25 protein-coding genes, 2 tRNA genes and 1 riboswitch are annotated in these 26,576 nt (G+C 70.3%); of the genes, 9 read left to right on the forward strand and 18 right to left on the reverse strand.

Annotated features, from left to right (window positions below):
• Positions 1-2: 2 nt before the first annotated feature.
• On the reverse strand, positions 3-818 hold the full coding sequence (locus tag FJY74_00590; protein MBM3306816.1) for an MBL fold metallo-hydrolase: 816 nt from the start codon (positions 816-818) through the stop codon (positions 3-5).
• 46 nt (positions 819-864) lie between these two features.
• Entirely contained in the window at positions 865-1,152 is a 288-nt protein-coding gene (locus tag FJY74_00595; GenBank protein ID MBM3306817.1) for a hypothetical protein, read from the reverse strand.
• Between the two features lie 182 nt (positions 1,153-1,334).
• On the opposite strand from FJY74_00595, the gene FJY74_00600 reads away from it, so the two are divergent.
• Together FJY74_00600 and FJY74_00605 are read left to right on the forward strand one after the other, a co-directional pair.
• Complete coding sequence (locus tag FJY74_00600) at positions 1,335-1,523, forward strand: hypothetical protein (GenBank protein MBM3306818.1); 189 nt, start codon at positions 1,335-1,337, stop codon at positions 1,521-1,523.
• Between the two features lie 19 nt (positions 1,524-1,542).
• Positions 1,543-3,795, forward strand: a complete 2,253-nt coding sequence (locus tag FJY74_00605; protein MBM3306819.1) for a tetratricopeptide repeat protein — start codon at positions 1,543-1,545, stop codon at positions 3,793-3,795.
• A gap of 62 nt (positions 3,796-3,857) precedes the next feature.
• On the opposite strand, the gene FJY74_00610 is transcribed toward FJY74_00605, so the two are convergent.
• The 12 genes from FJY74_00610 to FJY74_00665 form a co-directional block, all read right to left on the reverse strand.
• Complete coding sequence (locus tag FJY74_00610) at positions 3,858-6,185, reverse strand: carboxypeptidase regulatory-like domain-containing protein (protein ID MBM3306820.1); 2,328 nt, start codon at positions 6,183-6,185, stop codon at positions 3,858-3,860.
• 77 nt (positions 6,186-6,262) lie between these two features.
• Entirely contained in the window at positions 6,263-8,113 is a 1,851-nt protein-coding gene (locus FJY74_00615) for a T9SS type A sorting domain-containing protein (protein MBM3306821.1), read from the reverse strand.
• A 243-nt stretch (positions 8,114-8,356) separates the two neighbouring features.
• Complete coding sequence (locus FJY74_00620) at positions 8,357-9,415, reverse strand: hypothetical protein (protein ID MBM3306822.1); 1,059 nt, start codon at positions 9,413-9,415, stop codon at positions 8,357-8,359.
• An 8-nt stretch (positions 9,416-9,423) separates the two neighbouring features.
• The gene (locus tag FJY74_00625; protein ID MBM3306823.1) at positions 9,424-10,899 is read right to left on the reverse strand and encodes a hypothetical protein; all 1,476 of its coding nucleotides are present in this window, start codon (positions 10,897-10,899) and stop codon (positions 9,424-9,426) included.
• Positions 10,900-10,902: 3 nt separating this feature from the next.
• A complete protein-coding gene (locus tag FJY74_00630) occupies positions 10,903-11,439 on the reverse strand; it encodes a TlpA family protein disulfide reductase (protein ID MBM3306824.1) in 537 nt (178 codons plus the stop codon).
• Between the two features lie 78 nt (positions 11,440-11,517).
• Positions 11,518-12,183, reverse strand: coding sequence for a deoxynucleoside kinase (locus FJY74_00635; GenBank protein ID MBM3306825.1), 666 nt, complete (start codon positions 12,181-12,183; stop codon positions 11,518-11,520).
• A gap of 94 nt (positions 12,184-12,277) precedes the next feature.
• Complete coding sequence (locus FJY74_00640; GenBank protein ID MBM3306826.1) at positions 12,278-12,670, reverse strand: L,D-transpeptidase; 393 nt, start codon at positions 12,668-12,670, stop codon at positions 12,278-12,280.
• A gap of 245 nt (positions 12,671-12,915) precedes the next feature.
• On the reverse strand, positions 12,916-13,521 hold the full coding sequence (locus FJY74_00645; GenBank protein ID MBM3306827.1) for a TlpA family protein disulfide reductase: 606 nt from the start codon (positions 13,519-13,521) through the stop codon (positions 12,916-12,918).
• Between the two features lie 60 nt (positions 13,522-13,581).
• Entirely contained in the window at positions 13,582-13,914 is a 333-nt protein-coding gene (gene trxA / locus FJY74_00650) for a thioredoxin (protein MBM3306828.1), read from the reverse strand.
• Positions 13,915-13,916: 2 nt separating this feature from the next.
• Positions 13,917-14,276, reverse strand: coding sequence for a winged helix-turn-helix transcriptional regulator (locus FJY74_00655; GenBank protein ID MBM3306829.1), 360 nt, complete (start codon positions 14,274-14,276; stop codon positions 13,917-13,919).
• A 66-nt stretch (positions 14,277-14,342) separates the two neighbouring features.
• Positions 14,343-14,825: a DUF2914 domain-containing protein gene (locus FJY74_00660; protein MBM3306830.1), complete on the reverse strand. Its 483-nt coding sequence runs from the start codon at positions 14,823-14,825 to the stop codon at positions 14,343-14,345.
• A gap of 32 nt (positions 14,826-14,857) precedes the next feature.
• A complete protein-coding gene (locus FJY74_00665) occupies positions 14,858-16,555 on the reverse strand; it encodes a glutamine--tRNA ligase/YqeY domain fusion protein (GenBank protein MBM3306831.1) in 1,698 nt (565 codons plus the stop codon).
• Positions 16,556-16,784: 229 nt separating this feature from the next.
• Here FJY74_00665 and FJY74_00670 point away from each other — a divergent pair, with 229 nt between their 5' ends.
• The 3 genes from FJY74_00670 (at position 16,785) to FJY74_00680 (ending at position 18,405) form a co-directional block, all read left to right on the forward strand.
• A complete protein-coding gene (locus FJY74_00670; GenBank protein MBM3306832.1) occupies positions 16,785-18,242 on the forward strand; it encodes a glutamate--tRNA ligase in 1,458 nt (485 codons plus the stop codon).
• Between the two features lie 6 nt (positions 18,243-18,248).
• Positions 18,249-18,322 (forward strand) — tRNA-Gln (locus FJY74_00675).
• Between the two features lie 8 nt (positions 18,323-18,330).
• Positions 18,331-18,405: transfer RNA gene (locus FJY74_00680), tRNA-Glu, on the forward strand.
• 490 nt (positions 18,406-18,895) lie between these two features.
• On the opposite strand, the gene FJY74_00685 is transcribed toward FJY74_00680, so the two are convergent.
• Positions 18,896-20,284, reverse strand: a complete 1,389-nt coding sequence (locus FJY74_00685; protein ID MBM3306833.1) for an MBL fold metallo-hydrolase — start codon at positions 20,282-20,284, stop codon at positions 18,896-18,898.
• A 153-nt stretch (positions 20,285-20,437) separates the two neighbouring features.
• Positions 20,438-20,531, forward strand: a riboswitch (TPP riboswitch).
• Between the two features lie 104 nt (positions 20,532-20,635).
• Between FJY74_00685 and thiE the strand changes: the two genes are divergently transcribed.
• The 3 genes from thiE to FJY74_00700 are packed head-to-tail and all read left to right on the forward strand — an operon-like array spanning position 20,636 to position 23,591.
• Positions 20,636-21,811 carry a thiamine phosphate synthase gene (thiE, locus tag FJY74_00690; GenBank protein ID MBM3306834.1) on the forward strand — a complete coding sequence of 392 codons (1,176 nt, stop codon included), beginning with the start codon at positions 20,636-20,638 and terminating at the stop codon, positions 21,809-21,811.
• Entirely contained in the window at positions 21,808-22,899 is a 1,092-nt protein-coding gene (locus FJY74_00695) for an AIR synthase family protein (GenBank protein ID MBM3306835.1), read from the forward strand. Before thiE ends, FJY74_00695 begins: the two co-directional genes overlap by 4 nt.
• Complete coding sequence (locus tag FJY74_00700) at positions 22,896-23,591, forward strand: hypothetical protein (GenBank protein ID MBM3306836.1); 696 nt, start codon at positions 22,896-22,898, stop codon at positions 23,589-23,591. Before FJY74_00695 ends, FJY74_00700 begins: the two co-directional genes overlap by 4 nt.
• Before the next feature lie 63 nt (positions 23,592-23,654).
• On the opposite strand, the gene FJY74_00705 is transcribed toward FJY74_00700, so the two are convergent.
• From FJY74_00705 to thiD, 3 genes are read right to left on the reverse strand one after another with little or no spacing between them, the layout of a single operon-like run.
• A complete protein-coding gene (locus FJY74_00705; protein ID MBM3306837.1) occupies positions 23,655-24,368 on the reverse strand; it encodes an anaerobic ribonucleoside-triphosphate reductase activating protein in 714 nt (237 codons plus the stop codon).
• Positions 24,365-25,306, reverse strand: coding sequence for a radical SAM protein (locus tag FJY74_00710; GenBank protein ID MBM3306838.1), 942 nt, complete (start codon positions 25,304-25,306; stop codon positions 24,365-24,367). Before FJY74_00710 ends, FJY74_00705 begins: the two co-directional genes overlap by 4 nt.
• 27 nt (positions 25,307-25,333) lie before the next feature.
• Complete coding sequence (thiD, locus tag FJY74_00715) at positions 25,334-26,122, reverse strand: bifunctional hydroxymethylpyrimidine kinase/phosphomethylpyrimidine kinase (protein ID MBM3306839.1); 789 nt, start codon at positions 26,120-26,122, stop codon at positions 25,334-25,336.
• Between the two features lie 138 nt (positions 26,123-26,260).
• Between thiD and FJY74_00720 the strand changes: the two genes are divergently transcribed.
• Positions 26,261-26,576, forward strand: a 316-nt coding sequence (locus tag FJY74_00720; protein ID MBM3306840.1) for a (2Fe-2S)-binding protein, incomplete at its 3' end; no start/stop codon positions are given.

Genomic DNA, 26,576 nt, shown 5'->3' on the forward strand with positions numbered 1-26,576 from the left:
CGTCACTCCATCCCTAGAGGCGCGTCGGCGGTCCGCCGTGCGGCCGCGACCTCGATGGGGCCGACCGCGTCCGACGGCGCGCCGACGTATACGCTCACGTCGTCGCGCCCGGCGCGCGCCAGCGCCTCCGCGGCCGCCCCGAGCGCCAGGTCGGGCGTGTTGTTCCTGCGCGAGAGGTGCGCGAGCACGAGCGCGGAGAGCGGGCCGCCGGCCATCCGCTCGATCTCGCGCGACGCGGCGCCGTTCGACAGGTGCCCGGTGTCGGCGAGGATGCGCTGCTTCAGATGCCAGGGATACGGCCCGTCGAGCAGCATCCGCTCGTCGTGGTTGAACTCGAGCACGGCGCAGTCCGCGACCATGAGGTGCTCGCGGACCTCGTCCCCGACCGTTCCCAGGTCCGTCGCGACCGTCACGCGGCACGCGCCGTCGGAGACGGTGAACCCGACGGGCTCGGCGGCGTCGTGGCTCACGCCGAAGGCCGTGACCGAGAGGTCGCCGACGTCGAACGCGGCGCCCGGCGACACGGGCACTGCGCGGCACCCGCCGGTCATGAAGCGACCGATCTCGTCCAGCGTGCCTGGCGTGGCGTAGACGGGAATGTCCCCGTGCGCCCCGAAGGCCGGAAGCCCGCTCACGTGGTCGGAGTGACCGTGCGTGACGAGGACCCCGCTGACGGCGCGCGGCTCGGCGCCCGCGGCACGGACGGCCCGGGTCAGCCGGCGCGCCGAGATCCCGGCGTCCACGAGGACGCGCGTGGAGCCCGAGTGCACGAGAAGCGAATTGCCGGAACTGCCGCTCGCCAGGAGCGTGATGCGCATCTGCGTCCCCGCGTGAGGTCCGCGGAATCCCGCGTGTCGGGGGGCGTCACCGCCCATCGCGCCCCCTGCCCCGTCCGTCGATGTACTGCGAGATGAGGCGCTCGAACCTGGCCTTGTAGATGACGTCGAAGCGGTCCATGAGATCGGGAATGAGCTCCTGGGCCTGCCGCCGCACGCGCTGCGCGAGGACGGTCGCCTCCTGCCGGTCGAGACGGCCGCCCCTGATCTCCTCGCACGCGCTGTCCACAAGCTCGCGAAGTTGCGCAAGCTTGCCTTCCTCGTTCGCAAGGAGCTTCTCGATCTCGCCGTCGTCGACGTCGTGGTCAAAGGCCATGTGGGGCACGCTCCGGGCTCCGTGTCGTCCGCGATGGGGTTCCGAATTCTGCGATTGTAGGACGGCGCCGTGCGCAGCGTCAAGCGGCTTGACAGCCGTCCCGGCCGGGTCGTAGCCTCAAACGCAGCGGGGCAGGGTGCCACCTCGGCGACCGCGCGCCCCTTGAGAACGAGGAGGCCGGCGTGAGATTCGCGTCGTTCGTGCTTGCCGCCGCGGCAGCGGTGGCGCTTGCGCTCTCGGTCGTTGTCAAGCTGGCTGGAGGCAGGTTCGTCCTGGGCATCGCGCCGACGACGCTCTGGAGGCTCTCGCTCTCCCTGCTGGCGTTCGCCATCTACGCGGTGCTGTACAGCCAATCGCGCCGGGCGGCCTGAGCGGCGCAAGGGAGCGACGATGCGTGGACTCATGGCCCGCGTGCTGGCCGTGACGGAGCGATTCGAAGACGCGCGCGTGAGCCTGGGAGCGTGGCTGCTCGGGCTCGTGTCGATCGTCGCGGTCCGGCACTTCCTCGAGCAGCTCGCGGGCGGCCGGAAGATCCTCTACTTCCTCGCCTACTTCCTGCACTACCCGCTGGCCTACGTCGCGCCGCTCCTTGGGCTCACGATCGTGCTCGCGGCGTTCGCGCGAGAGAGGGCCGACCGGGTCATCAGGCTCATGCTCTTCGCGTGGCTCCTCACGCTCCTGCCGCCGCTCCTCGACATGCTCGTCTCGCGCGGCGCGCCGGCGCCGGAGATCATCGGCTATCTCATCCCGAGGACGGGCACGCTGGGCCAGGCGTTCCTGAACCTCTGGAACCCGTTGTACAAGGGCTTCCAGGGCCCGACCGCCGGCATCCGGATCGAGGCGGCCATCGGATGCGTCCTGGCCGCCTGCTACGTCCACCTGAAGACGAGGAGCGCGCTCAGGGCCGCCGCGGCGTTCGTCGCGATCTACGTCACGATGTTCTTCTTCTTCGCGCTGCCGGCGCTCGTCCTGGCCGTCGTTCGGATCTTCGGGGCGGACGTCGACGGCGTGCAGCGGCTCTTCTTCACGTCCGGGGCCGTGCACCGCGCCTACGCGGGGGCTCAGCCGTACGCGCTCTCGGACCTCTCGAGCGCGCTCGTGGACCTCTTCGTGACCGTCCCGCTCCTCGCCGTCTGGTGCCGGATGGCGGCTCCTGAGAGGTTCAGGTCGGTGGCGCGCCTGTTCGACCCCTTCGCCGCGGCCGTCCACGCGGCGCTCGCCGCGCTGGGCATCGCGCTTGCCCGGGGCGTCGTCGTGAGAGCGTTCGGGACGCCGGCCGTCACGCACCCGTTCGACCCGCTCGCGCTCGCAGGCATCGTCGTCGCCGCGGCGCTCATGCAGCCCGCGGCCGCCGCGATGGCGGCCGCCCACGCCGACGGCGACCGCCCCGCGGGTCAGCGCGAGGCGACCGCGGCCGACGGCGCCATCCTCTTCACCCTCGCCGCGCTCTTCGCGCTGAGCGTGAGCTACGTCGCCCTCACGTACGTGCTCGGGGTCGGCGCCGCGTGCGCCCTGCGCCACGCGCGGCCGTTCCGCCTGAGCCGCATCGTGCCGGCGTCCGCTCTCCTTGCGGGCGGGCTCGCCGTCTTCCTCGTCCAGCTCGGCTACGCGTCGTACGCCGGGGCGTCCGCCACGCTGTGGATGCCCCGAAGCGTCGTCGCCGCGGTGTTCGCCGCGGGCGCGCTCGCCGCGGCCGCCGCGGCCCTCCTGGGCCGCCGCCGCGCGGTGCCCGCAGGGCTCCGCGCGGCCGCCGTCGTCGGCGTGGCGGCCGCGGCCGTGTGGGCCTCGGGCGACCATCCCCGCCTCCGCGACGAGCTGCGGGGCACCGACTTCCCGAGGGTGGTGGCGGCGCGGAGGAGCGCCCCGGAGGCCGGATCGCCGGCCACCGCCGCGATGAGCGAGGGGCTTTCCCTCATGCAGCGCGGCGACATCGCGGGCTCGGCCGCCGCGTTCAGGCGCGCGATCGAGGCCGACCCCGAGTACGCCCCGGCCTACCTGGCGGCGGGCGGGGCGTACGTGAGGCTCGGGCGGGCCACCGAGGCGGCTCGCTCGTTCAGGAGAGCGCTCGCGCTCGATCCCGGGAACACGCGGGCGCGCATCGGCATCGCGCAGGCGCACATGCTGCACGCGAGGGCGGACAGCGCGATCGCCGTCCTCGACCGCGCCATCGAGCTGGACCCGCGCAGCGCCGAGGCCGCGTACACGCTCGCGTGCGTCTACCTCGAGACGCGCGACCTGGAGAAGGAGAGGCGCGCGCTCGAGAGGACGGTCGCCGCGGACCCCGCGCACAGCCTCGCGCAGGACCGGCTCGGCGACATCCGCATGGGCGAGAGGAGGTACGCCGAGGCCGTTGAGGCCTACAAGGCGGCCATCCTCGGGCAGATGCCCGTGCAGCACGCGCACTCGAAGCTCGCGCGCGCCTACCACGCGCTCGGCGAGCTCGACAGGGCCGTCGACGCGATGCGCAAGGAGATCCTCGCCTCGCCGAGGATGGCGTCGCCGCACGCGGTGCTGGCCGGGCTCCTCGCGGAGCAGGGCAACACGGACGAGGCGCGCCGCGAGTACGAGACGGCGCTCTCGCTCACGAACGACGGCGACCTCCGGGCGCTCTTCCAGAGGGAACTCGACAAGCTCCGGCGGTAGAACGAAGCGGGGCGGCTCACGCGAGCCGCCCCGCCGTCGAACGCCGATCCCCTTCGCAGACCCTACCTGATGAGCACGAGCTTCGCCGTGGACTCACCGTCCGCGCAGGCGACCCTGGCGAAGTACACCCCGGTCGCCACCTCAAGCCCCCGCTCGTCGCGACCGTCCCACACGGACTCGTGGGCGCCGGCCGGCCTGATCTCGCCGTCGAGCAGCGTCCGCACGAGCCGCCCGGACACGTCGTACACCGCCAGGCGGACCTGCGTCTCCATAGGCAGGACGTAACGGACGCCGGTCCCCGCGCTGAAGGGGTTCGGATGCCCCGAGAGCGCGATCCTGCTCCGCTCCGTCCCCTCCCCCGGCACGCCGGCGGACGGCGCGTCGCGCGAGATCTGCACGTCGTCCACGTACCAGCCGTCCCGCGTGATCCAGCTGTCGGAGGTCAGGGCGAAGCGCACCTTGAACTGGCTCGTGGCGTACGCGGTGACGTCGAACGAGACCTCCGTCCACGCCGACTGCGTTCCGCTGTACGAGGCCACCTGCGTCCAGCTCGACCCGTTGTTCGCGCTCACGGAGACGCGGCAGAGGTCGTAGCCCGACTCCGTGTCGTAGCGGTGCCAGAAGGACAGGGTCGCGCTCGACGCGCCGCCCAGGTCCACGGGGCTGCCGAGCGTCATGACGATGTTGGCGTTGTTGCCGTAGTTGCCGCTCGGGCTGTCGGTCATGCTGGACGACGGGCTGTGGAACTGGCCGGTCGTGAGCCCCCACGCGCCGGTCCACCGCGACAGGCCCGACTCGAGGTCGTCGTAGAAGACGGGACTCGGGAGCAGGAAGCTCTCCGTCACGGTCGTCCCGTAGACGACCTGGACACCCGCCCGCGTGACCGTGGAGTAGCCCGCCTTCGTCACCCGCATGTCGTGCGCGCCGACGGGGACGTGGTTGATCTCGTAGTAGCCCGTCACGGGATCCGAGACCGCGGAGTATCCCCCGATGTCCGTGACCGTCACGGACGCCGAGAGAGGGTTCATGGTCTGATCGAACACGTAGCCGGCGATCGTTCCGCGGGGCGGCGGCTCGAGCGCGAAGTTGACCACGACGAACGTGTCGAGGTTCGCGACGACGTTGTACACGGTCTGGCTCTGGTACTCCGGCGCGCTCGCCGTCACCGTGTAGGTGCCCTGCTGGACCATCCTGTGGTAGTCCCCGACCGCCGGGTCGGTATACACGTCCTTCCCGATCTGCGGGATGCTGATCGTGGCGTAGAGCGGCTCGCCCGTCCCGGCGTCGGTCACGATGCCCCTGATGCCCTTGCCCGATTTCCGCGCCTGGTACAGCATCGCCGGGATGTTCGCGTTCACGATGCCGTCGATGTTCGAGGCCGGCGGGTTCTTCGAGGTCGAGACCTCGATGGTCGTCGCGATCTCGCCGCGCTGGTCGTAGCACCAGTCCTGGCAGGTGCCCTTGGCGACGTACCAGTCGGCCCCGTTCGTCACCGGGAGCCCGCTCCGCGACCCGTACCCGTTCGACAGCGTGATGATCATCGGCTCGTCGGGGGTCGGGTCGTACGAGTAGTCCCAGAGGTAGTTGACGTACACGGCGCCCGAGTGGAACTGGAGCGACGTCACGGGGTTCATGCCGACGCAGAAGTCCCTCAGGGCCTGCGTCTCCGGGGCGGAGAACGCCGAGCCGGCGTTGCTCCCGTCCGGGCAGAGGTAGTTGCGGTTCAGGTCTGTGCCTTGCGCGTTGTACCGCGAGCCGTTCGTGTGGCCGTCCGGGTTGATCATCGGGATGACCCAGAACTCCCGGTTGTTCACGAGCCAGGTCACCTGCGGGTTCGTCCCGTGGTTCTCGAGCAGGTACTTCGCCGCGTAGTAGCAGGTCTCGACGGAGATGGTCTCGTCGCCGTGATGGGCCCCCACCCAGACGATCTCCGGCTCGGCCTCCTCGATCCCCGGGTTGTCCGTGATCTTGAGGGCCCAGAGCTCGCGGCCCTGCACCGATCGCCCGATCGAGATGAGCTCGGTGATGGACGGATAGGCCGCGTGCCACGCGGCGAGGTCGGCCGTGATCGCGCTGTAGTTGTGGTACACGCCGCGGTACGGGGCGCTCTGCGCGAGGAACGCGTCGCGCATGTTCTCGACCACGACGCGGGGCCGGAAGCCGTTCGCCCACAGCGCCTCGATCTCACCGGGGACGGCGGCGATCTCGGCGACCCCGTCCCGCACGTTCATGATGTCCATCCCAAGCTCGTTGAGCCTGTGGATGTCCGCGCGCGAGTAGACGTCCACCTCGACGACCGCGGCGTCGTCCCTCGGATACGCCGCCGCGCCGGTCGCGAACACCAGCGCGGTCATGAGCACAGCAAGGCATGTCGCGCTCCGGAGCACCATGGACCTCCCTCAAGGACCGGCCCCGGACGGCAGCGCCCGGAGGCACCGTGCCCCCGGGCGCCCGCCGCCGCTCTCGTCTACTTCAGAAGCGCCATCTTCGTCGTGCGCGTCTCGCCGGCCCCCGAGAGCCGCGCGAAGTACACGCCGGACGCCAGCGCGCGACCGCCGTCGTCCGTCCCGTCCCACGCGATCGCGTGCGGCCCGGCGGCAAGATCACCGTCCACGAGCGTGCGCACCGCGCGGCCGTTCACGTTGTGCACGGCCAGCGTCACGCGGCCCGCGTCGGCCGGCACGGTGAAGGCCAGCGTCGTCGTCGGGTTGAACGGGTTCGGGAAGTTCTGCCTGAGCGCGAGCGTCGTGACCGGCGGCGTCTCGGGCACGCCGGTCGGGATCGGCCCGAACCAGTGCAGGATGCGGTTCATGAGCGTCCGCTGGTTGTTCGGGTCGGCCGCGGCCGTCTTCACGCACTCGAACGGGAACGACGTGAACACGACGCGGTGGCCGCGGCCCGCGGCCTTCAGCGCCTTGATGCCGTTCGCGGCCGTGAAGATGCCGTCGGCGGACGCGTTGAGTTCAACGCTCTCGCTCCCCGACACCGAGAACGGCCCGCCGGTGATCCCGAGGGACATCCCGTCGGAGATCGGATCCCCAGCCACGCCCGTCATAATGAAGCCGCCCGTGTTGTTCGACCACGAGGCGATGTGCAGGTAGTCGCTGGTGAAGGTCGTCGCCCCGGTGCGGCTGCTCAGATACCCCATGCTCGAGAGGAACAGGTTCCCGCCGCCGTCCAGGTACGCGGCCATCGCGGCTTCGTTTGCCGCGTTGATGGCCGACCCGTCGGTGTTGGCGGTCGTCCAGAAGACCGCCCAGAAGTCGTTCAGGAGGAGCTGCAGCGGTCTCCCCTTCGCGCTCGCGTCCCACACGAGCGGCGTGTACCCGTTGTCGAGGACGGCCTGCCTGAGGTGGCTCTCGTACGAGGCACCTCCGTCGTCGTCCACGATGAGGATGGACGGGAGGTCCACGAACACGCCGAACGACGCGCTGGCCGTCTTCAAAGCGTTGGTTCTACTCGTCGCCGTCAGCGTCGCGGTCCCGAGCCCCCGCACGGTGCCGATGAAGTCCGAGATCTCCACGGAGAACCGCTTCTCCTCGCCTGCCTCGAAGTGGTAGGTCTGCGCCGTGATCCAGCACACGTCGTCCGGATCACACGCGATCGCGAGCCACTCGTATGGGCCGACCTCAGGCGGGAAGACCGACGAGAGGCTGACCCTGATCGAGTCGGCCACGGTGCCGGTGTTCTTGATCTTCGCGAAGAACTTCCTGCTCTCGAGGTATCCCATCTCCGCGGCGTACGATTCGGGCGACATGCCCACGCCGTACGGCTCGCGCATGCACTGCGCGTTCACGATGAGCCGCGGCGACTCGACCTTCTCGATGAACGCCGCAATCCACACGTTCGCGTGGTTCCACGACGAACTCAGGACAAGGCTACGGTAGACGGTCACCGAGTCGCCGACGGCCGAGAGCGTCACGTTCTCCGTCGGCAGCATCTTGCGCACCGTCCATGGGTAGTCCGTCCCGATGTTCTCGTACACGACGAACTGGGCGCGGAGCGGACCGAGAGTGTGAGGTTCGACGGCCTTGAACGTGGCCTCGATCCACGTCGTCCCGGGGTCGTCCACCACGAGGCCCTTCGTCCTCATGACGATCGGCGTCGAAGCTGCCTTTCGGGCCGCGTAAATGGGTTCGTAGGTATCGCGCACGGTCGAACCCGCTCCGATGACCTCGACCACCGAGTCCCAGTCGACCTCGGGGATGCCGCCCACCCCGTAGTAGGTGGCGCGCGCCTGCGTCTCGGTCGTGGAGTAGGCGTCGTTCAGGTGGTAGTAGAGGACGACGAGGTTGTCCTTGCCGTAGTCGTTCTGCATTGCCTGGAGCGCCGCACGGGCGTTCGGGCAGTACCCTCACCACGTGGCCCCGAACAGCTCCGCGAGGACCGCCCGCTCCGCCGGCACGGCCGTCACCGCGCCGCCGAGCAGCAGGGCCGCTGCGAGTCCGATCATCGCCGAACGCTTCATCGTCATGGTCTCCCTTCCTGGCGATGCGTTGGCCTTCTCTCGGGGTTCCGGCGCCGTGTGCGTGGGGTGTCGGCATCCCCGCTCTCGTGCCTGTTATCGTCCTCCAAGTCGCGCAGCCTGCAGGGCTTCCTTGGTCAGGTCGTCCTGCACGAACGCGATCACACTCAGATTGGCCGTGTTCCACGACGGACTCACGGCGAACGACCGCGTCACGACCGCGGAGTCGCCCACGGACGCAACGCTCAGCGGCTCGTCGTCGAGGAGGTCGCGCGCGACGAAGTCGTACACGCTCGACGCCACGACGACGTGGTCCTCGATGACGACGACCCTGAGCACGGCCTCGGTCGTCGTGAGCGCCTCGCGGACCTTCACGGTCACCGTCACGCTGCCCGACGCCGCGCTCCCCGCCATCCGCATCGAGACCGGCGAGCCGAAGGTCCTCCGGTGGTCGATCTCCATGCGGTAGGCCGCGGCCGCGGTGGACGGCGACCCGGCGCCCTGGACGATGCGCGCGACGTCCCCGTCGAAGATCACCGCGGGCCATGTGTTCCACGAAGGCCCCATGTACCAGTCGATCCTCGCATTCGTCTCGGGCGTCCCGAGCGGGTCGGCCGGCGGGAGAAGATCGTGATACGCGATCACGCACAGGTTGCCCGCGCCGTACTCGCCGAGCACCGTGTGGAGGCCGGCCTCGGCGTTCGGGCAGTTGGCGCACGGGCGCGTCGTGAGAAGCTCCGCCAGCACGACGCGCGGGACGAGCCCGCCCGCCGGCCCGACCGCGAACGAGCACGCGGCCGGCGTCGGGTCAAGGTCGCCGTCGTTGTCCAGGGCGGCGACCTCGAACAGGTAGTCTCCCTCGGCGACCGCCGGCAGCACGAGCTCTGTGGCCGTCGTCTCCCCGGTCAGCGTGTCGTTGAGGGACCAGACGTACTTCACCACCGCCCCGTCGGGGTCGCTGCCGCTCCATGCGATGAGCGCGTCCGCGCCCGCCACGACCGCGCCAGGCGCCGGGCACGCCTCCATGACCGTCTCCGGGAGGAGGTTCACCTCGGCCGGGGAGTGGAACCAGTCGCAGCCGGCGGCAAGCGCCAGCGCCGCGAGCGCGGCCGCGCCCGCCCGACCCCACCACCGTCCGGTCCGCGTCCTCGCCACGCCCCCTCCTAGAAGTACGCGCTCAGCCGAACGCGCACGCCCTCGAACTCCGGCTCGAACCAGCAGACGCCGCCGGCGCACTTCTTCCCGCCACGCTGCGTGCCCGCGCCGAACAGCACCTCGACGTCGTCGGAGAGCCGCTTCTTGAGCTCCGCCGAGAACCACGCCTCGCGCTCCTCGAAGTCGGCCGTGCTCCGCTCGAACACCGCGGACACGGTGAGGTCGGCGCGCGCGTACCATGTGAGCGACCCCATGTAGTCGGTGTAGGCGGAGCCGGTGACGTCGTCGGTCGAGCCGATCTCGATGCCGAGCTCGGCCCTCTGCTCGGCCGGAAGCTCCACGTCGAACTCCGCCGCGCCGATCAGATGCTCCGTGAACTTCCCCAGCAGATACTCGCGGGACCACGACCCCGCCACGGCCCCGCTCACCGACGCGGCGAGCGAATGCGAGAGTTCGCCGAAGATCTCCCAGTGCGACAGGTTCCCGGAGTGCGTCCTCGCCTCCGACGCGCCCGCCGTGAGCGAGAGCGCGTCGCCGACCGGCAGCGTGCCCTCGCCGAGGAACCCGCGCTCGTCATCGAGGCTGATCTCGTACGTGGCCCGGTTCATGAGGGTCCACGGGTGCTCGCGCACGCACGTCGGCGGGTTGATCAGGTGGTGCGAGAAGAGGTCATAGTCCTTGAACTCGCCGAAGAGCGTGAGCAGCCCGAGGTCGAACGTCCCCGAGAGGTACAGAGCACGGCCCTCGCCCGCCTCCGCGCCCGTGACCGGGTTCTCGACGTCGCGCCTGGCGTACTCGCCGGACAGGGCGACGCGGCCGAGCCAGAGGTCCACGGCGCCGTCGAGCACGACGTCCTCACGGCGGGCCTGCGCGGGCGGAAGAACGAGGTTCGCGTCGGCGTCCTCCCACGAGCGCTCCACCGCGCGAGCGGAGAGCCGCACCCAGTCCCAGGGCGCGGCGGCAGCCTCGAGCCCCCGCACCGTGTGCTCGCGGGTGCGGACCCTCGAGAGCGGCTCGCTCACGACGCCGGAAACCGCCGTGAACGCGAGCGGCCCCGTCCCATAGCCGATGAGGACGCCATCGAGCGCCGTGTCGTGCTCGAGGTCGGTCTGCTCGTAGCTCCGGAGAGCGAGCCCCTTCCCGAAGGTGCAGAAGAAGCTGCCCGCGCGGGCCGACAGCGACTCGTTGCGGAACTCGGCGTACCGGTGCCTGACCTCCGAGCGGGGGATGTCCTTCTGCGCCGGACTGTAGCCGGGGTCCGAGAGCTGGTACGCGCGATACGTCGCGCCGAGGAGGAACCGTCCGACCTCGATGCCGAACTCAACGCGCCCGTCGAACACCGAGCCGTCCAGATCGACGTTGTGGAGGTACTCGCCGTCGACCGATCCCCTCACGGTGACGTCGCCCGCGTCGAACGACGACGCGGGGAGCGCCCAGGCGAGCGAGGCTCCGAGGGCTGCGAGGACGGTCGCGATCCGCTTCACGCGCTACTCCTGCTTGGTCCGCTCGGGGCAGCCCGCCGGGAGGAGCGAGCGCACCGCCGCGTCGAGCTCGGCGTGGTTCTGCGGCCGGTATCCGGCCGTCGCGTAGACGATCTCCCCCTTCGTGTTGATGAGGACTGTGCGGGGGACCGCCGACACGTGGAACTTCCGGGCCACGTCCTGCGACGTGTCGAGCACGACGTCGAACGTGTGCCCCTTGGAGGCGATGAGCGCCCCGACGCGCGAGGCCGACTTCGGGCCGTCGATGGACACCGCGACGACGCGCAGGCCGCAGTCGGCATACTTGTCGAGCACCTGCTGCAGGTCCGGGAAGGCCTTGATGCAGGGCTTGCACCAGGTCGCCCAGAAGTCGACGACGACCGGCCCGCCCTTCAGAAGCTCCGACAGCGTGAGGGACTTGCCCTCGACGTTCGGCAGCGTGAAGTCGGGCGCCTTGGTCGGCGTCGCGCCGAAGGCGCACGTCGCCGCCACGAGCAACACGGCGGCCCAGCCGCTTGTGCCTACACCTCGCCTCTTGGTCATGAGTTCCCCCTGACCTTTCCTAACTGATTATACCACCATGAATAGCGTTGGTCAAGGACGCTTCGGGGCGGTGACCGCTCAGGGTCCGGCTCCCACGGCGTGCGCGGGCTCGCATGCGGGCGCTCCGCCCAGGCGGCAGAGGATTCTGTCGAGCGTCTCCTCGATGGCGCCCTCGTCGGAGACGAGATCGACGCCGTCGGTCTCGAGCGTCAGCACGCTGGTCGCCCGGGCCGCACGCGCGCTCCAGTCGTCGTAGGCGGAGTTCAACGCGTCCAGGTAGCCCGCCGAGATCTCCTTCTCGCAGTCGCGCCCGCGGCAGCGTATCCGCTCGAACAGGCTGGGCACGTCCGCGCGAAGGTACACGACGAGGTCCGGAACCCTGAGGAAGCTCGTCATCGCGTCGAAGAGCGCCACGTAGTTGGCGTAATCGCGGTCGGCCATGAAGCCCTGGCGATGCAGTGTCGCCGCGAAGATCTCCTTGTCCTCGTAGATCGTCCTGTCCTGAATGCACGGCTCGCCGAGCCGGACCATGTCGCGGTGGATCTCGAAGCGCTTCGAGAGGAAGTACACCTGCAGGTGGAAGGCCCAGCGCGTCATGTCGGCGTAGAAGTCGTCCAGGTACGGATTGTCGATGACAGGCTCGTAGTACGCGCGCCAGCCGAGGCGGTTGGCGAGGAGCGTCGTGAGGTGCGTCTTGCCCACACCGATGTTGCCCGCCACGGCAACGAACTGACCGGGTCGCATGGAGGCGCTCCGGGAACGAGGGCTGCGTCTGTCGGGAGCCTCGCCGTCGAGGCGCCCAGAATCTATTCCCGGCGCGCGCCAGTGTCAACGGCTTTCACGGGAGGACCGCGACGCGCGTGCCGGGACCGACCACGCTCGCGACAACGACGAGGTCCTCGTTCCGCAGACGGACGCAGCCGAGCGTGCAGCGCGTGCCGACGGTGTCCGGCTCGTCGGTCCCGTGGATGCCGATGCCGGTCCACGGCGGCGTCGCGAGTCTGATGAAGAGGGGGCCGTAGGCGCGCCTGCCGTCGTGCTCCCAGTCGCTCGAGTCCTCGATCGAGACGACCTCGAACTCCCCCTCGGGCGTGCGGCAGTCCCCCTCGGCCTTCTTGTCCGCGCCGTCGGGGTTCGCGCCGATCGCCGCGGGGAACCTCAGCGTGCCCTCGGCCGTCTCGAGCTCGAGCACGAAGGCCGACTTCCGCACGACGACCCGCGGCAGCGTCACTGCCCTTTCCTCCCGCCGCCGTCCTTCTCAGCCTCGCTCGCCCGCTCCGCGGGCCTGCACGCGCCTCGCAGTCAGGTGGAGACGCCGAGGCGCGGGAGCACGACGAGCTGCAGGATGAGCCACGCCGCCAGGAAGACCACCGGGAACGCCACGTTCGACCATCTCACCGCACGACCTCCGCCTGGGGCCGGCACCCGGGCGCGCCCGTCGGGGCGCGCCCGTTCGCCCGGCCGATTGCCTCTCCCCTACACCTCCTGCGGCGCGCCCTCGATGAGCTTCACGACCTCCTCACGGAGCGCATTCCCGATGGCCGGGGTGAACCCCACGTGCTTCGCCGCGATCCTCCCGTCCGGGCCGATCACGAACGTCATGGGGATCGAGCTGACCTTGTAGGACGCCGCGACGGGCTTGTCTCCGACGAGCACAGGATACGAGACCTTGTTGGCCGCGGCGAAGGGCCTCAGCACGTCGGCTCCACCGTCGTCGAGTCCGATGCCGACGACCACGAGCCCCCGGTCCCTGAACTCCTCGTACAGCCCGACGAGGAACGGGATCTCCTGGCGACAGGGCGGACACCACGTCGCCCACAGGTCCAGCACCACGACCTTGCCCTGGAAGTCGGACAGCGAGACATCCCGCCCGTCGACGTCCTTGAGCGTGAAGGGCGGCGGCGTCATCCCGACGTCAACGCCGACGGCCGCCGAGCCCGGAACAGCGGACCCGCCGCTCGCCTCGCCTTGCGTTGCTGCATCCGCGCCGGCCGGGGGCGTCTCCTGCCTTGAGCATCCCGCCGCGGCGAGGACCGCCACCGTGAGCATCCCGACCGCAAGCCACCTCAAGAACTGCGCCATGTCACTCCCCCTTCTTTGCTGTTGCGCCGAGCCCGCCGGCCTCGCAGCCGGCCCTTGCCGTCAACCCGCGATCGCGTTGATGCGCTTCTGGATGGTCTCCTTCGGGCCGGCACCGACCATCCTGTCGACCTCCGCCCCACCCTTGAAGAAGATGAGTGTCGGGATGCCCCGCACGCCGAACCGCTGCGCGAGCCCCGGGTTGTCGTCGACGTTGACCTTTACGACCTTCGCCTTGCCCTGGTTCCCCGCCGCGATCTCCTCGAGCACGGGCCCCACCATCCGGCACGGTCCGCACCACGGGGCCCAGAAGTCCGCGACGACCGGGACCGCCGACGTCGCGACCTCGGCGTCGAACGTCGCCTCGCTCACATCCACGGTCTTCGCTGATCCCATGTTCACACCCCCTTCGCCTTGCGAGCGCCTCCGAGCGCGGCCGCGACGATCGCGGCCGCCGGACCTTCGTTCAGCCGATAGCACACGAGATGGCCGCGTCGCTCCGCCGAGATGAGCCCCGCGTACCGCAGCCTCGTCAGGTGCTGTGACACGGACGGCTGCGGAATGCCCAGGAGCTCCTCCATGCGCTTGACGCACAGCTCTCCGTCGCACAGGAGGGAGACGATCCGAACGCGCACCGGATGCGCCAGGGCCCGGAAGACGGCCGCGGCGTCATCGAGCTCCGCCGCGTTGCCGGGTCCCTCCTCGCCGACCTGTCCGAACCTCTTCGCCCCGGACCGCACCAGTACGGCTCCTCCCATGCAGGAGAACATTCAATAGTGCTGATATTATACTCATCGAATGCTGAGCTGTCAAGCCCTAGGCTGCTACTCGACCGAGAAGGGAAGGCGCATGAGCACAAGGCCAGCGCGGTCGGTGATGTCCACGCGCCAGGCGCCGCTCCAGCTGTCGCTGACGCTCTTGGCGCTCCAGGTCCTCCATCGCGGGGCCCTCACCTCGAGCGGGATCCTCAGCATCTCGCGCTCGCCCCAGTACCAGATGTGGAGCACGGTGTCGGACGCCGCGGGGAGGCCGATCTCACTGAAGCAGCACAGCCTGGAGGCGCCGGGATCGTCGCCGACGAACGAGGTGCCGGCCTGCACCGGTTGCCGCTCCTCGACGTCCTCGCAGATGTAGGCGCGGAGAACCTCGAGGCCGGCCGGCGAGACGACCATGCGCGGCTGGGTGGGTGGTGCCGGCGCCGTGGCGGCGCCGGGCTCTTCCGTGGACGGCTCGTCGGCCGTCGCACTCGGCGTGAGGCACAGAGTCACGGGCATCAGCACTGCGAAGAGAACCGCACGAACAGCCATCGTCGCTCACTCCGCGCCGCTCGCGGCGCCGGTCAGACCCCCGACAGCGTCTTCTCGATCTTCGCCCACGTGTCCTTGAGAGACACCGTCCTGTTGAAGACCGGTGACCCCGGCCTCGAGTCCTTCGTGTCAACGCAGAAGTAGCCGTGCCGCAGGAACTGGAAGCGCTCGCCGGGCAGCGCGCCGGCCAGAGAGGGCTCGACGCGGCACCCCGTGAGCCTCGTCAGGGAGCGCGGGTTCAGCCGCTCGATGAAGTCGGCCGGAGGCGGCGCGCCGGGATCGTCCTCGAGAAGCAGGTGGTCGAAGAGCCTCACCTCCGCCTCGGCGGAGTGCTCCGCCGACACCCAGTGCAGGGTGCCCCGCACCTTTCGCCCGTCCGGCGCCTCACCTCCCCGCGAGGCGGGGTCGTGCTCGCAGTGAAGCTCGACGACCTCGCCCGTTCGCTCGTCTTTCACCACGCGGGTGCAGGTCACAAGGTAGGCGTGCTTGAGCCTCACCTCGCGCCCCGGCGCCATCCGGAAGAACTGCTTCGGCGGGTCCTCGCGGAAGTCGTCCCGCTCGACGAACAGAACGCGCGAGAACGGCACGCGGCGCGTCCCGGCGTCCGGCAACTCAGGGTTGTTGACGGCCTCGAGCTCCTCGACCTTGCCGTCGGGGTAGTTGTCGATGACCAGGCGTAGGGGACGCAGCACCGCCATCGAGCGCGGCGCGGTCAGGTTGAGGGCGTCCCGGACGCAGTGCTCGAGAAGCGCCACGTCCACGGTGCTGTCGAACTTCGCGACCCCCACGCGGCCGAGGAAGTCGCGGATCGCCGCAGGCGGATACCCGCGCCTGCGCATCGCCGCGATCGTCGGCATCCTCGGGTCGTCCCATCCCGTGACGTGCCCACCCTCAACGAGCTCGAGCAGCTTGCGCTTGCTCATGATGGTGCGCGTGAGATTGAGTCGGGCGAACTCGATCTGCTGTGGATGGTACAGGTCGAGCTCGTCGAGGAACCAGTCGTACAGCGGACGATGGTCCTCGAACTCGAGCGTGCAGATGGAGTGCGTGATGCCCTCGAACGAGTCCGACATGCAGTGCGTGTAGTCGTACATCGGGTAGATGCACCACGCGCCGCCGGTCCTGTGGTGCTCGGCGTGTAGGATGCGGTACATGACCGGGTCGCGCATGTTCACGTTCGGCGAGGCCATGTCGATCTTCGCGCGGAGCGTCCTCGACCCGTCGGGGAACTCGCCCGCCCGCATCCGCGCGAACAGATCGAGGTTCTCCTCCACGGAGCGGTCGCGGTAGGGGCTGTTGACACCGGGCCGCGTGAGGGTCCCTCGGTGCTCCCGGACCTCGTCCTGGCTCAGGTCGCAGACGTAGGCCTTGCCCCGCTTGATGAGCTCGACGGCGCCCTCGTACAGGCGCTCGAAGTAGTCGGACGCGAAGTAGAGGCGATCCTCCCAGTCGAATCCGAGCCAGCGGACGTCCTCCTTGATGGACTCGACGTACTCGACCTCCTCCTTGGAGGGGTTCGTGTCGTCGAAGCGGAGGTTGCACAGGCCGCCGTAGTCGCGCGCGATGCCGAAGTTGAGGCAGATCGACTTCGCGTGGCCGATGTGGAGATAGCCGTTCGGCTCCGGCGGGAACCGCGTGTGCACGCGCCCGCCGTACCGGCCCGTGCGGTTGTCTTCGTCGATCCTCTCGCGGATGAAGTCCCGCGATGCCGCGGGGCCGTTCGTGGCCATCCTGGGTCTCCCGGAGGGAATGCGGGCGGCGTTGCCGATACGGGCGTCCGATCGCCGCCCCGGACGCCCGCGCACTCACTCTATGCAACGTGGATGCGCATGTCAACGGCGGCACGGCACGGGTGCGGGTCCGCCGCCCCGGACGCCGACTTGACGCGGGGGCCGCGGCTTGGTAGATTCGGCGCATCACAGGCCTCGCCTCGGGAGGCCTTTTTCGTGGAGAGCGCCGATGGCCAAGGTCCGCGTCCGGTTCGCGCCCAGCCCGACGGGCTTCCTTCATATGGGCGTCGCAAGGACAGCCCTCTACAATTGGCTGTTCGCCCGGCACGAGGGCGGCACGTTCGTGCTGCGCATCGAGGACACCGACCGCGAGCGCTCGACGAGGGAGTATCTCGACGCGCTCATCGAGGACCTGCGGTGGCTCGGGCTCGACTGGGACGAGGGCCCGGAGGTCGGAGGGCCCGTCGGACCGTACTTCCAGTCCGAGCGCTCGGACACGTACAGCCCCTACGTCGAGAAGCTCCTGCGAGAGGGAGCCGCGTACCGCTGCTTCTGCCCGGCCGCCGAGCTTGAGGAGCGCAGGCGCGCGGCCGCGCAGGAGGGACGCGAGTGGAAGTACGACCGGCGCTGCCTCGACCTGCCGGAGGCGACGCGCAAGGCCTACCTCGCCGAGGGACGCCCAGCGGCCGTGCGGTTCCGCATCCCCGAGGGCAGAACCGGCTTCCGCGATCTGATCCTCGGCGACATCGAGGTCGCGAACTCGGAGTTCGACGACCTCGTCATCGCGCGGTCGGACGGCGTGCCGACCTACAACTTCGTCGCGGTCGTCGACGACATGCTCATGGACATCACGCACGTCATCCGCGGCAGCGACCACGTCACGAACACGCCGAAGCAGGTGCTCATCTTCCGCGCGCTCGGGGCGAGGCCGCCGGACTACGCCCACCTGCCCCTCGTGCTGGACCAGGACAGGAAGGTGCTCTCCAAGCGGCGCGGCGCGGTCGCCGTCCGCGAGTACCGGCGGCAGGGCTACGTCGCGGAGGCCGTGGTCAACTACATGGCGCTTCTTGGGTGGGCCTACGACGACTCGCGCGAGTTCTTCACGAGCGACGAGCTCGTGTCGGCGTTCGACATCCGGGGCGTCGGGAAGAAGGCGGCGGCGTTCGACCCCGAGAAGTTCGTCTGGATGAACGCGCAGTGGATCAAGCGGCTTCCCGTGCGCGAGCGCGCGGAGCGCGCCGTGCCGTTCCTTCGTGCCGCGGGGCTCGTCGGTGAGGACGAGACCTCCGAGCAACGGGAACACCTCGAGCGCGCGCTCGATGTCGTCGGCGACCGCGTCAAGACACTCGGCGATGCCGCGGAGCAGCTCGGGTTTTTCCTTGCGTCGGACATCGCCTATGATACTATCGCTGTGGAGAAGGTCCTTCGCGCGCCCGGCGCCGGCGACACGCTGATGGCCGTCCGTGAGCTCCTCGCCGCCGCGCCCGACTTCGATCCGGCGACGCTGGAGCGGCTCCTTCGGGGTTACGCCGAGACGAGAGGTCTCAAGCTCGGCGCAGCCATTCAGCCGATGAGGGTCGCGATCACGGGACGGACGGCCAGCCCGGGGATCTTCGAGGTCATGTCTGTCCTGGGGCGCACGCGGACCCTCGACAGGATCGCGAAGGCCCAAGCGCTCGTCGCGTAGGATGACTGGGGAGTCGTCTAATGGCAGGACCGCGGACTCTGGATCCGCTAGTGGAGGTTCGACCCCTCCCTCCCCAACCAGCACCCCAGGCGCCATCGTCTAGCGGTTAGGACGCCGGCCTCTCAAGCCGGTAACACGGGTTCGATTCCCGTTGGCGCTACCACCAAGACAGAAGCGGGGCACCGCCTAGGCCGTGCCCCGCTTCGTCCCTCAGCAACCCGTCAGTTACTTCTTCTTCTTCTTCGCGACCTTCTTCTTCGCAACCTTCTTCTTCGCGACCTTCTTCTTCGCCATGGCCTTTCACCTCCTTCGCCCCACCCGCGCCCATTCGCGGGGGGAGTTGGCCGACTTGGCTCCCATCAAGAGGACGCGACGCGCATCCAAGATCCGGACGACGCGCGCCCTCACCACACGCCTCCGTCAACACCGAAGAGACCATGAGGTCGTCGTCTTGTATCGTGTGAAAGAGCGATGCGCTCATCCGAGCGCGTGACGTGGACATATGTAGAATGACGGCGGATTCGTGTCAAGGAAAAAGTTGCCGGCGGACGAACGGAGACGACGTCGACGACCACGATCACGACGCGCGACGACGTCGACGAAGCGACGAACGACATCGCGACGCGTCGAGTTCGGAACGGCGCGCGACGGATCTAGAGATCGAACGACTCGCCGTCGAGAGGAACGCTCACGCGAGGAAGACCGTCGGCCGAGAGACGTCGCGCGAGCGCGAGCGCGTTCTCCTCGCTTCCGTGGACGACGATCGTGCGCCGCGGAGCGCGTCGGAAGCCGCACGCGAAGGCGGCGAGCCCGTCGGCATCGGCGTGGGCGCTGAACTCGTCGAAGACGACGACCTCGGCCCGCACCGCGTGGGTCTCCCCGAGGATCTTCACGAAGTCCGCGCCTGCCGCGATCCTGCTTCCCAGCGTCCACTCGGCCTGGTAGCCGACGATCAGGACGGCGTTCCGGCGGCTTCCGAGCGTGCGCTTCAGGTGGTGAAGCACGCGTCCCCCCTCGCACATCCCGGACGCGGAGATGACGATCATCGGCCCGTGCCTCCCGCCCAGGGCTCTCGACTCGTCCGCCGAACGGACGTACGTGACGCGATCGAACCCGAGAGGGTCGCCCCGCCTCCGGACGAGCGCGTTCATCTCCTCGTCGAAGCACTCCGGGTGGCGTTCGAGAAGCTCCGTGGCGCGGACGGCGAGCGGGCTGTCGACGTAGATCGGGATCCCAGGCACGCGCCCCTCGCGCATGAGCCCGTGGAGCTCGTACACGAGCGCCTGCGTGCGGCCGACCGCGAACGCCGGCACGACGATCGTCCCGCGACGGGACGCGACGCGCGAGACGAAGCGCGCCAGGCGCTCCCGCGCGTCCGCGGGCGGCGCGTGGACGCGCCCGCCGTACGTGCTCTCGGTCACGAGCACGTCGGCGTCGGGCGGCCGGTACGGGTCGCGCAGGATCGGCACGCCGCGCCGGCCGAGGTCGCCCGTGAACACGATGAGCGTCCGCCGACCTCGCTCCCGCGCGTCGATCTCCAGCATCGCCGACCCGAGGATGTGCCCCGCCTCGCGAAACGTCACGGTGATTCCCGCGGTCGCGGCCACGGGGCGGTCGTACTCGACCGCACTCACCCGGGCGAGCGCGGCCTCGACGTCGGCGAGCGAGTAGAGCGGCGCGATCTCCGCGCGCCCCCGCCTGCGCCTCGCGTTCAGGTACTCCGCATCGCGTTGCTGGAGCCACGCCGAGTCCTGCAGGAGGACCTCCGTGAGGTCCGCCGTCGCCGCCGTCGCGAGGATGCGGCCGCGGAAGCCCGAGCGGACGAGCGACGGGAGGCTCCCCGAGTGGTCGATGTGCGCGTGCGAGAGGAGCACGGCGTCGATCGAGGCGGCGTCGAACGGGAACTCCCGGTTCCTGCGGTTGCTCTCCTCGCGGTGTCCCTGGAAGAGCCCGCAGTCCAGGAGGACGCGCGACGGCCCGACCTCGAGGAGGTGCTTCGACCCGGTGACGTTGCGCGCTGCGCCGAACGCCGTGAACCGCATGCGCCCTCCCCCGATGCAGGGTGTGCCGCCGAGCGCCCCCGAGCGTCCGCCGGCCGGGGCCTTGACGCCGCGCGGGGTGCGTGCTAGCGTATCGGAAAGCACATAGCCGCTCAAGGTCGAGGGACGCGTTCGTCCCCGCGAGAGCGGACCGAGCGGAGTCGTTGGGGGTGGCCCGCGGGCCTGAGAACCGATACCCCACGAACCTGATCTGGGCAATGCCAGCGTAGGGAAACGGCTCGATCGCGCCTTCAGGGGCTCCGCCCGCACGTGTCGGGTCGGAGCCCTTTGTCTTTGGTCGTGAGAGACTCCGGCGGGAAGCGAGGAACCGTGGGATCATCGCCGCGAGTGACGATGCGGACCGCCCGAGGCGTGTACCTCGTGCTGACGGCGCCCCGCATCGCCCACGAGGATCTGGCCCGCGCCGCGGTCGACCGCGGCGTGCCGGCCATCCAGCTCCGCGAGAAGCGCCTCGAAGACGACGCGCTCCTCCGCCTCGCGGCCGACCTTCGGCGCGTCACGCTCGGCACGGGCACCCTCTTCATCGTGAACGACCGCCCCGACATCGCGGTCGCGGTCGGGGCCGACGGCGTTCACGTCGGGGCGGGCGACGCGCGGCCCGCCGCGGCGCGGGCCGCGCTCGGTCCGGACAGGATCGTCGGCGTCTCGGCGACGACGGCGCGGGAGGCGGTCGCGGCGCGCGACGCGGGAGCGGACTACGTCGGGGCGGGGCCGGTGTTCCCGACGGCGACGAAGCCGGACGCCGCGCCGCCCATGGGGCTTGCCGGGCTGTCGCGCGTGGCGGCCGCCGTCCGGGACCTCCCCGTGGCGGCCATCGGGGGAATCGATCGATCGAACGCCGAAGCGGTCGTGAACGCCGGCGCGTCACTCCTCGCGGTCGTCTCGGCGGTGTGCGCGGCGGACGACCCCGTCGCGGCGCTCGACGCGCTGCTGGAGGCGGCGCGGCGCGGCCGCCGGGAGGCGCGACCGTTGGAGGACATCGACGCACAGGTCAACCACGAGGGGCTGCGCTTCTGTCCGCGCTGCGCCGCGCCGCTCGCGCAGACCGACGTGCGCGGGCACGCGCGCCCGCGCTGCCCCCGGTGCGGCTACATCGTGTACGCGCCGCCAGCGCCCGTGACGTGCGTGCTCGTCGAGCGCGACGGCGCGGTCCTTCTCGTCAGGCGAAGGTACCCGCCGCAGGCAGGCATGTGGTGCATCCCCGCGGGATTCGTCGAGCCCGGCGAGTCGCCGTCGGAGTGCGCGGCGCGCGAAGCGCGGGAGGAGACGGGGCTTGACGTCAGGATCACGGGCGTCTTCGACACGTGGGCCACCCGCGAGGACCCGCGGACCCCGGTCGTGTGCATCGCGTTCACGGGCGTCGCCGTCGGCGGGTGTCTCTCCCCCGGCGACGACGCCGACGACGCGGCGTTCTTTGCGGAGCACGAGCTGCCGCGCGACATCGCGTTCCCGACACACCGCTCGGCCCTCGCCAGGTACTTCACTGAGAGAAGGAGGAACAGGACGTGACGAAGCTCCCCGCGCTCGGCAAGGCGACTCCGGAGTTCTTCGATGAGGTGATCTTCCCGCACCTGGGGGCCAAGGACGATGCCGTCGTGGTCGGACCGACCCACGGCGTCGACTTCGGGGCGGTCAGGATCGGCGACCGGGTGGTCGTGTTCTCCTCAGACCCGTTCTTCATCGCCCCGTCGCTCGGATGGGAGCGCGCGGCGTGGTTCGCGCTCCACATCATCGCGAGCGACGTCTCGGTGAGCGGCATCCCGCCGCGGTTCCTCACGGTGGATCTCAATCTCCCTCCCGAGATGGACGAGGAGACGCTGACCACGATCTGGAGGACCGTCCACAACGAGGCCGCGAAGCTCGGGATCGCGATCGTGGGCGGCCACACGGCGCGGTACGCGGGCTGCAACTTCCCGATGGTCGGCGGAGCGACGGTCTTCGGCGTGGGGTCGGAGCGGGACCTGGTGGACCCGAGGAAGGCGCGGCCGGGCGACGCCATCGTCATCACGAAGGGGCCCGCCATCGAGACCACCGGCCTCATGGCGGTCCAGTTCCCGGAGTTCATCGTCGAGCGCTGGGGGAAAGAGGTCGCGCAGGAGGCGTGCGACGTCTTCTACCAGATGTCGGTGGTCCGTGACGCCGCCCTCTGCGCCGGCGTCGGCGGCGTCCGCGCCATGCACGACGCGACCGAGTGCGGGATCTGGGGCGCGCTCTTCGAGGTCGCGCGGGCGAGCGGCGCGGGCCTGCTCGTGGACAAGCGGAGGATCGTGACGCAGGACGTCGTGCTCAAGGTCTGCGAGGTCTTCGACATCGATCCGTTCGCCGCGATCAGCGAGGGAACGCTGGTCGCCGCGATCGCGCCCGAGAGCGCCGACCGCGCCGTCTCGGTGCTCGGCGAAAGCGGCATCCCGGCGTCGATCGTCGGCGAGCTCCTCCCCGCCGAGCGCGGTGTGCGGGTCGTCGATGACGACGGCGAGCGGTCGCTCGAGCACCCGCGCGTCGACCCGTTCTGGGGCCGCTTCGAGGAGTACCTCGCGAAGCAGGCCGCGAGGAGAAGCGCCGGAGGGCGAGGTTCGGAGGGAGGCGCGGGACGGTGAACGACGCGCGGAGCGTCGCCGCGGACAGGCTCCTCTGGCTTGCGGTCGCGCAGCATCTCGTGCTGTACACGACCGCCGCCGTCTACTGGGCGCGGCGGCGCGCGATGAACCGGTTCATCGACTGGTGCCTCGCGTCGGCGTTCGCCACGGCCGCCGTCGCGCTCCTCGCGACACCCGGCGCGCGGCCGGCGGGCGCCTTCGCCGCCGCGCTCGCCGCGCTGTGGGTCCGCGACGCGCTCGCGCCCGCGAACGCCTTCGCGTTCGAGACGGCGCCGCGGCATCTCCTCGTGGCGATGGGGGCCGCGGCGGCGTTCGGCGCGGCGTACCCCGGGTACGCCGCGGGGCTGCCCGCGGTCCTCTTCTCGCCCTACGGCGTCCTTCTCGAGCCCACGCTGCTCGTCGCCCTGGCCGTCCTCAACTGCGCCGAGAGGGCGGACCGCGCGCTGCGCTGGGCGCTCGCCGCGACCGGTCTCCTCTGGGGCGCGCTCGGCGCCGTGGCGGACGGGCCGCTCAAACACGCGCCGCTCCTCGTCGCGTCGGGGTGCGCGGTGGCGCTCGCGCTCGGCGCCGGCGGGAGGCGCGCGCCGCGGGCCGACGACCGGCGGTCGGTCAGGAGCATCCGCGACCGCATGTACACGCGCTGGACGCTCCTGCCCGGCCCGCGCGATCTGCGGCGCGGCCGCCCTCGGTAGGCAGCCCTTCCTCGGTGAACGTGTCCTCGGAACGTCGGGAGACGCGCGGACGGGCGGCGATCGTCACAGGCCGCGAACGAGGCACTCCTCGACCGCGCCCGCCGCCATCTTCTGAAACTCCTCCAACCGCTCCGGGTTGTACGGAGTCTCTTCGAGGAACTCCGGGTCGATCGTGGTCCGGGGCTTGTAGTTCTGGATGACGAATCGCCGCGCGCCCCTGATCTGCTCGGCGATCCTCGTGAGGTCCGTCGCGCGGTGCAGCGCCGGCACGACGGTCGTGCGGAACTCGTAGTCCACCTTGCCGTCCAGAAGCAGATCCACGCTGTCGCGGACCCGCTCCACCAGACGCGCGTCGGTGATCCCCGCGCTCCTCGAGTATGACTCGAAGTCCAGCGGCGCCTTGACGTCCATCGCGACGTAGTCGACCAGGTCCCGCCGTATGAGCGTCTCGATGAGGTCGGGGAATGAGCCGTTGGTGTCCAGCTTGACGCGCACGCCGGCCCCGCGCAGGAGCTCGGCGAGCTCGGGCAGGTCGCGGTGGGTGCACGGCTCACCGCCGGAGATCACGGCCCCGTCGAGGAAGTCGTTCTGCTCCTTCACGTACGCGAGGACCTCGGCGACGCCGACGGTCTCGTACTCGTCGGGGAAGAGCACGAGGCCGGAGTTGTGGCAGTACGGACAACGGAAGTTGCAGCCGGAGACGTAGAGCGTGGTCGCGACCATGCCGTCCCAGTCGACGAGGGACATGCGGTCGAAGCCCTTGATGCCGAACTTCACGGTCGCTCTCCCGGGTCAGGTCGAGCCTCATGATACAACTTCCCGTCGTGAAGCACAAGCGTCAAGAGCTTCCTGCTCACGAGGTCCGCGAGAATCTCCTCCGCGCGCGCGCGCGTTGTCCCGAGCGCGTTCGCGACATCCTCCGCGGTGAGCGGACGCCTCCTCGACATCGCGACGATGACATCATCCTGCGTCCTCTCGGTCCCTCGCTGCCGCCCGAGCGGCTGTGCCGCGATGACCTCGGCGCGCTCTCCAAGCCTGCGCGCGATGCTCGACAGACCCTCGGCGCCGACGGGGAACGTGCCGTCCACTGCCGGAGGCCGCACAACCGTGTTCACGTGGACTCGTTCCGGGGCGATGGCGCGGACAGCCTCGGCAAGAAGGCTCACCTCGTAGTCGCTGTCGTTGACGCCACGTACGAAGACCGACTCCAGCCACACCTGGGGCCTGGCCTCGCGCGAGAAGTCCGCTATGGCTCGGGCGATCGCGGCCGGGTCGAGCGACGGATGAGGGCGGTTGATGCGCCTGAACGCATCCGGCGAGACGGCATCGAGGGACGGAAGAACGACGTCCGCGAGGTCGAGCGCCGCGCACACGGCGTCGTCCGTCATGAGGCTCCCGTTCGTGAGCACAGCGACCGGCGCGGTCGTCAGCGCGCGGACGCCGCGGATGACATCGTCCAGGCGCGCGTTGAGCGTCGGTTCGCCGGAACCTGAGAGCGTGACGTAATCCACCCTGGGGTGTCCGGCGAGAACCTCCGAGAGCTCGCTGAGCGCGGTGTCAGGATCCACCTGGCACGCGCGCCGTACGGTGAGTTCGGTCGTCGGACCGCATTCGCAGTAGATGCAGTCCATCGAGCAGGTCTTGGGCGTCACGAGGTCCACGCCGAGCGAGTGGCCGAGGCGGCGCGACGGCACCGGACCGAACACGTATCGCATCCTGCCCCTCGCGGTTCGCACGCCGCCTCACTCCCCCGGCCGAACGAGCGTGTTGACGACGGCGCTGCCGCCGCCCAGCCCAAGCGAGGAGGCGATGGCCTTCGTGACGAACGCCTTCGCCCGGCGCACCGCGGCCTCGAGGTCCAGACCCAGCGCGAGGCCGGCCGCGGTCGCGGCGGACAGGGCGCAGCCTGCCCCGTGAACGGCGCCGACGGCGACGCGGGCGGCACGCAGCCTCACGAAACGACCGCCGTCGAAGAGAAGGTCGGTGGACTCGCCCGCGGCGTGCCCTCCCTTGATGAGCACGGCGCCCGGCCCCATGCCGTGGATCACCCGCGCCGCTTCCTCGAGGTCGGAGTCCTCGGTGCCGGTGATTCCCGTCAGCGCCGCGGTCTCGGCGAGGTTGGGCGTGACGAGCATCGCGAGGGGAAGAAGACGGCGCGTGAGGGCATCGAGCGCGTCGGTCTCCATGAGTCGGCCGCCCGAGGTGGCCACCATGACCGGGTCCACGACCAGGCGCGCGATCCCGTGCGCCCTCATCCGGTCGGCCACGGCCTCGATCATCTCGGCCGTCGGCAGCATGCCGGTCTTGGCCGCGTCGGCCCCGATGTCCTCCACGACGGCGTCGATCTGCGCCGCGACGAGCTCCGCGGGAAGGTGCGACGCGGACGCGACGCGCAGCGTGTTCTGGACGGTGACCGAGGTGAGCGCGGCCGTGCCGAAGACGCCGAAGGCCGCCATGGTCCGCACGTCAGCGAGCGCGCCGGCGCCGCCGGACGGGTCCAACCCTGCCACCGTGAGTGCCGTTGCCGTCACGCCGTTCCTGTCGCAGCGTTCACGATTGTCGTTGCCCGTCGTCCGCGGCGGTGCTATCGTCTCCGAGTGGATTCTAGCGGCTCCCCGCGCGAGCGCAACCCGAATCTCCTGCGTGGGGTCGGCTCTGGAGAACCCGCGTTGCGCATCACCGAGCACCCCATCCTGACATTCCGGCGAGGCCGTGAGATCCTGTTCGAGCTGGACGGAAGAGAGCTCACCGGCTACGAGGGCGAGACCATCGCGGCGGCGCTCCACGCCGCCGGCGTCCGCGTGCTCCGCCGCAGCGCGGGCCGCGGCAGGCCGCGCGGCTTCTTCTGCGCCATCGGGCGCTGCTCGTCGTGCCTCATGACCGTGGACGGCATCCCCAACGTCATGACGTGCGTGACGCCGCTTCGCGAAGGCATGCGTATCGTCACGCAGGAAGGCAAGGGGAAGCTGCCGTCGGCGGACGCGC

Source organism: Candidatus Effluviviaceae Genus I sp., assembly GCA_016867725.1.
Taxonomy (GTDB): Bacteria; Joyebacterota; Joyebacteria; order Joyebacterales; family Joyebacteraceae; genus VGIX01.

Bases quoted from the DNA above. Each gene is read 5' to 3' on its own strand.
- FJY74_00595 (MBM3306817.1), bottom strand. From the start codon at position 1,152: ATGGCCTTTGACCACGACGTCGACGACGGCGAGATCGAGAAGCTCCTT.
- FJY74_00630 (MBM3306824.1), bottom strand. From the start codon at position 11,439: ATGACCAAGAGGCGAGGTGTAGGCACAAGCGGCTGGGCCGCCGTGTTG.
- FJY74_00710 (MBM3306838.1), bottom strand. From the start codon at position 25,306: ATGCGATACGTGTTCGGTCCGGTGCCGTCGCGCCGCCTCGGCCACTCG.
- FJY74_00665 (MBM3306831.1), bottom strand. From the start codon at position 16,555: ATGGCCACGAACGGCCCCGCGGCATCGCGGGACTTCATCCGCGAGAGG.
- FJY74_00655 (MBM3306829.1), bottom strand. From the start codon at position 14,276: ATGGGAGGAGCCGTACTGGTGCGGTCCGGGGCGAAGAGGTTCGGACAG.
- thiE (MBM3306834.1), top strand. From the start codon at position 20,636: ATGCGGACCGCCCGAGGCGTGTACCTCGTGCTGACGGCGCCCCGCATC.
- FJY74_00685 (MBM3306833.1), bottom strand. From the start codon at position 20,284: ATGCGGTTCACGGCGTTCGGCGCAGCGCGCAACGTCACCGGGTCGAAG.
- FJY74_00635 (MBM3306825.1), bottom strand. From the start codon at position 12,183: ATGCGACCCGGTCAGTTCGTTGCCGTGGCGGGCAACATCGGTGTGGGC.
- FJY74_00645 (MBM3306827.1), bottom strand. From the start codon at position 13,521: ATGGCGCAGTTCTTGAGGTGGCTTGCGGTCGGGATGCTCACGGTGGCG.
- FJY74_00660 (MBM3306830.1), bottom strand. From the start codon at position 14,825: ATGGCTGTTCGTGCGGTTCTCTTCGCAGTGCTGATGCCCGTGACTCTG.
- FJY74_00615 (MBM3306821.1), bottom strand. From the start codon at position 8,113: ATGCAGAACGACTACGGCAAGGACAACCTCGTCGTCCTCTACTACCAC.
- FJY74_00610 (MBM3306820.1), bottom strand. From the start codon at position 6,185: ATGGTGCTCCGGAGCGCGACATGCCTTGCTGTGCTCATGACCGCGCTG.
- trxA (MBM3306828.1), bottom strand. From the start codon at position 13,914: ATGGGATCAGCGAAGACCGTGGATGTGAGCGAGGCGACGTTCGACGCC.
- FJY74_00605 (MBM3306819.1), top strand. From the start codon at position 1,543: ATGCGTGGACTCATGGCCCGCGTGCTGGCCGTGACGGAGCGATTCGAA.
- FJY74_00590 (MBM3306816.1), bottom strand. From the start codon at position 818: ATGCGCATCACGCTCCTGGCGAGCGGCAGTTCCGGCAATTCGCTTCTC.
- FJY74_00670 (MBM3306832.1), top strand. From the start codon at position 16,785: ATGGCCAAGGTCCGCGTCCGGTTCGCGCCCAGCCCGACGGGCTTCCTT.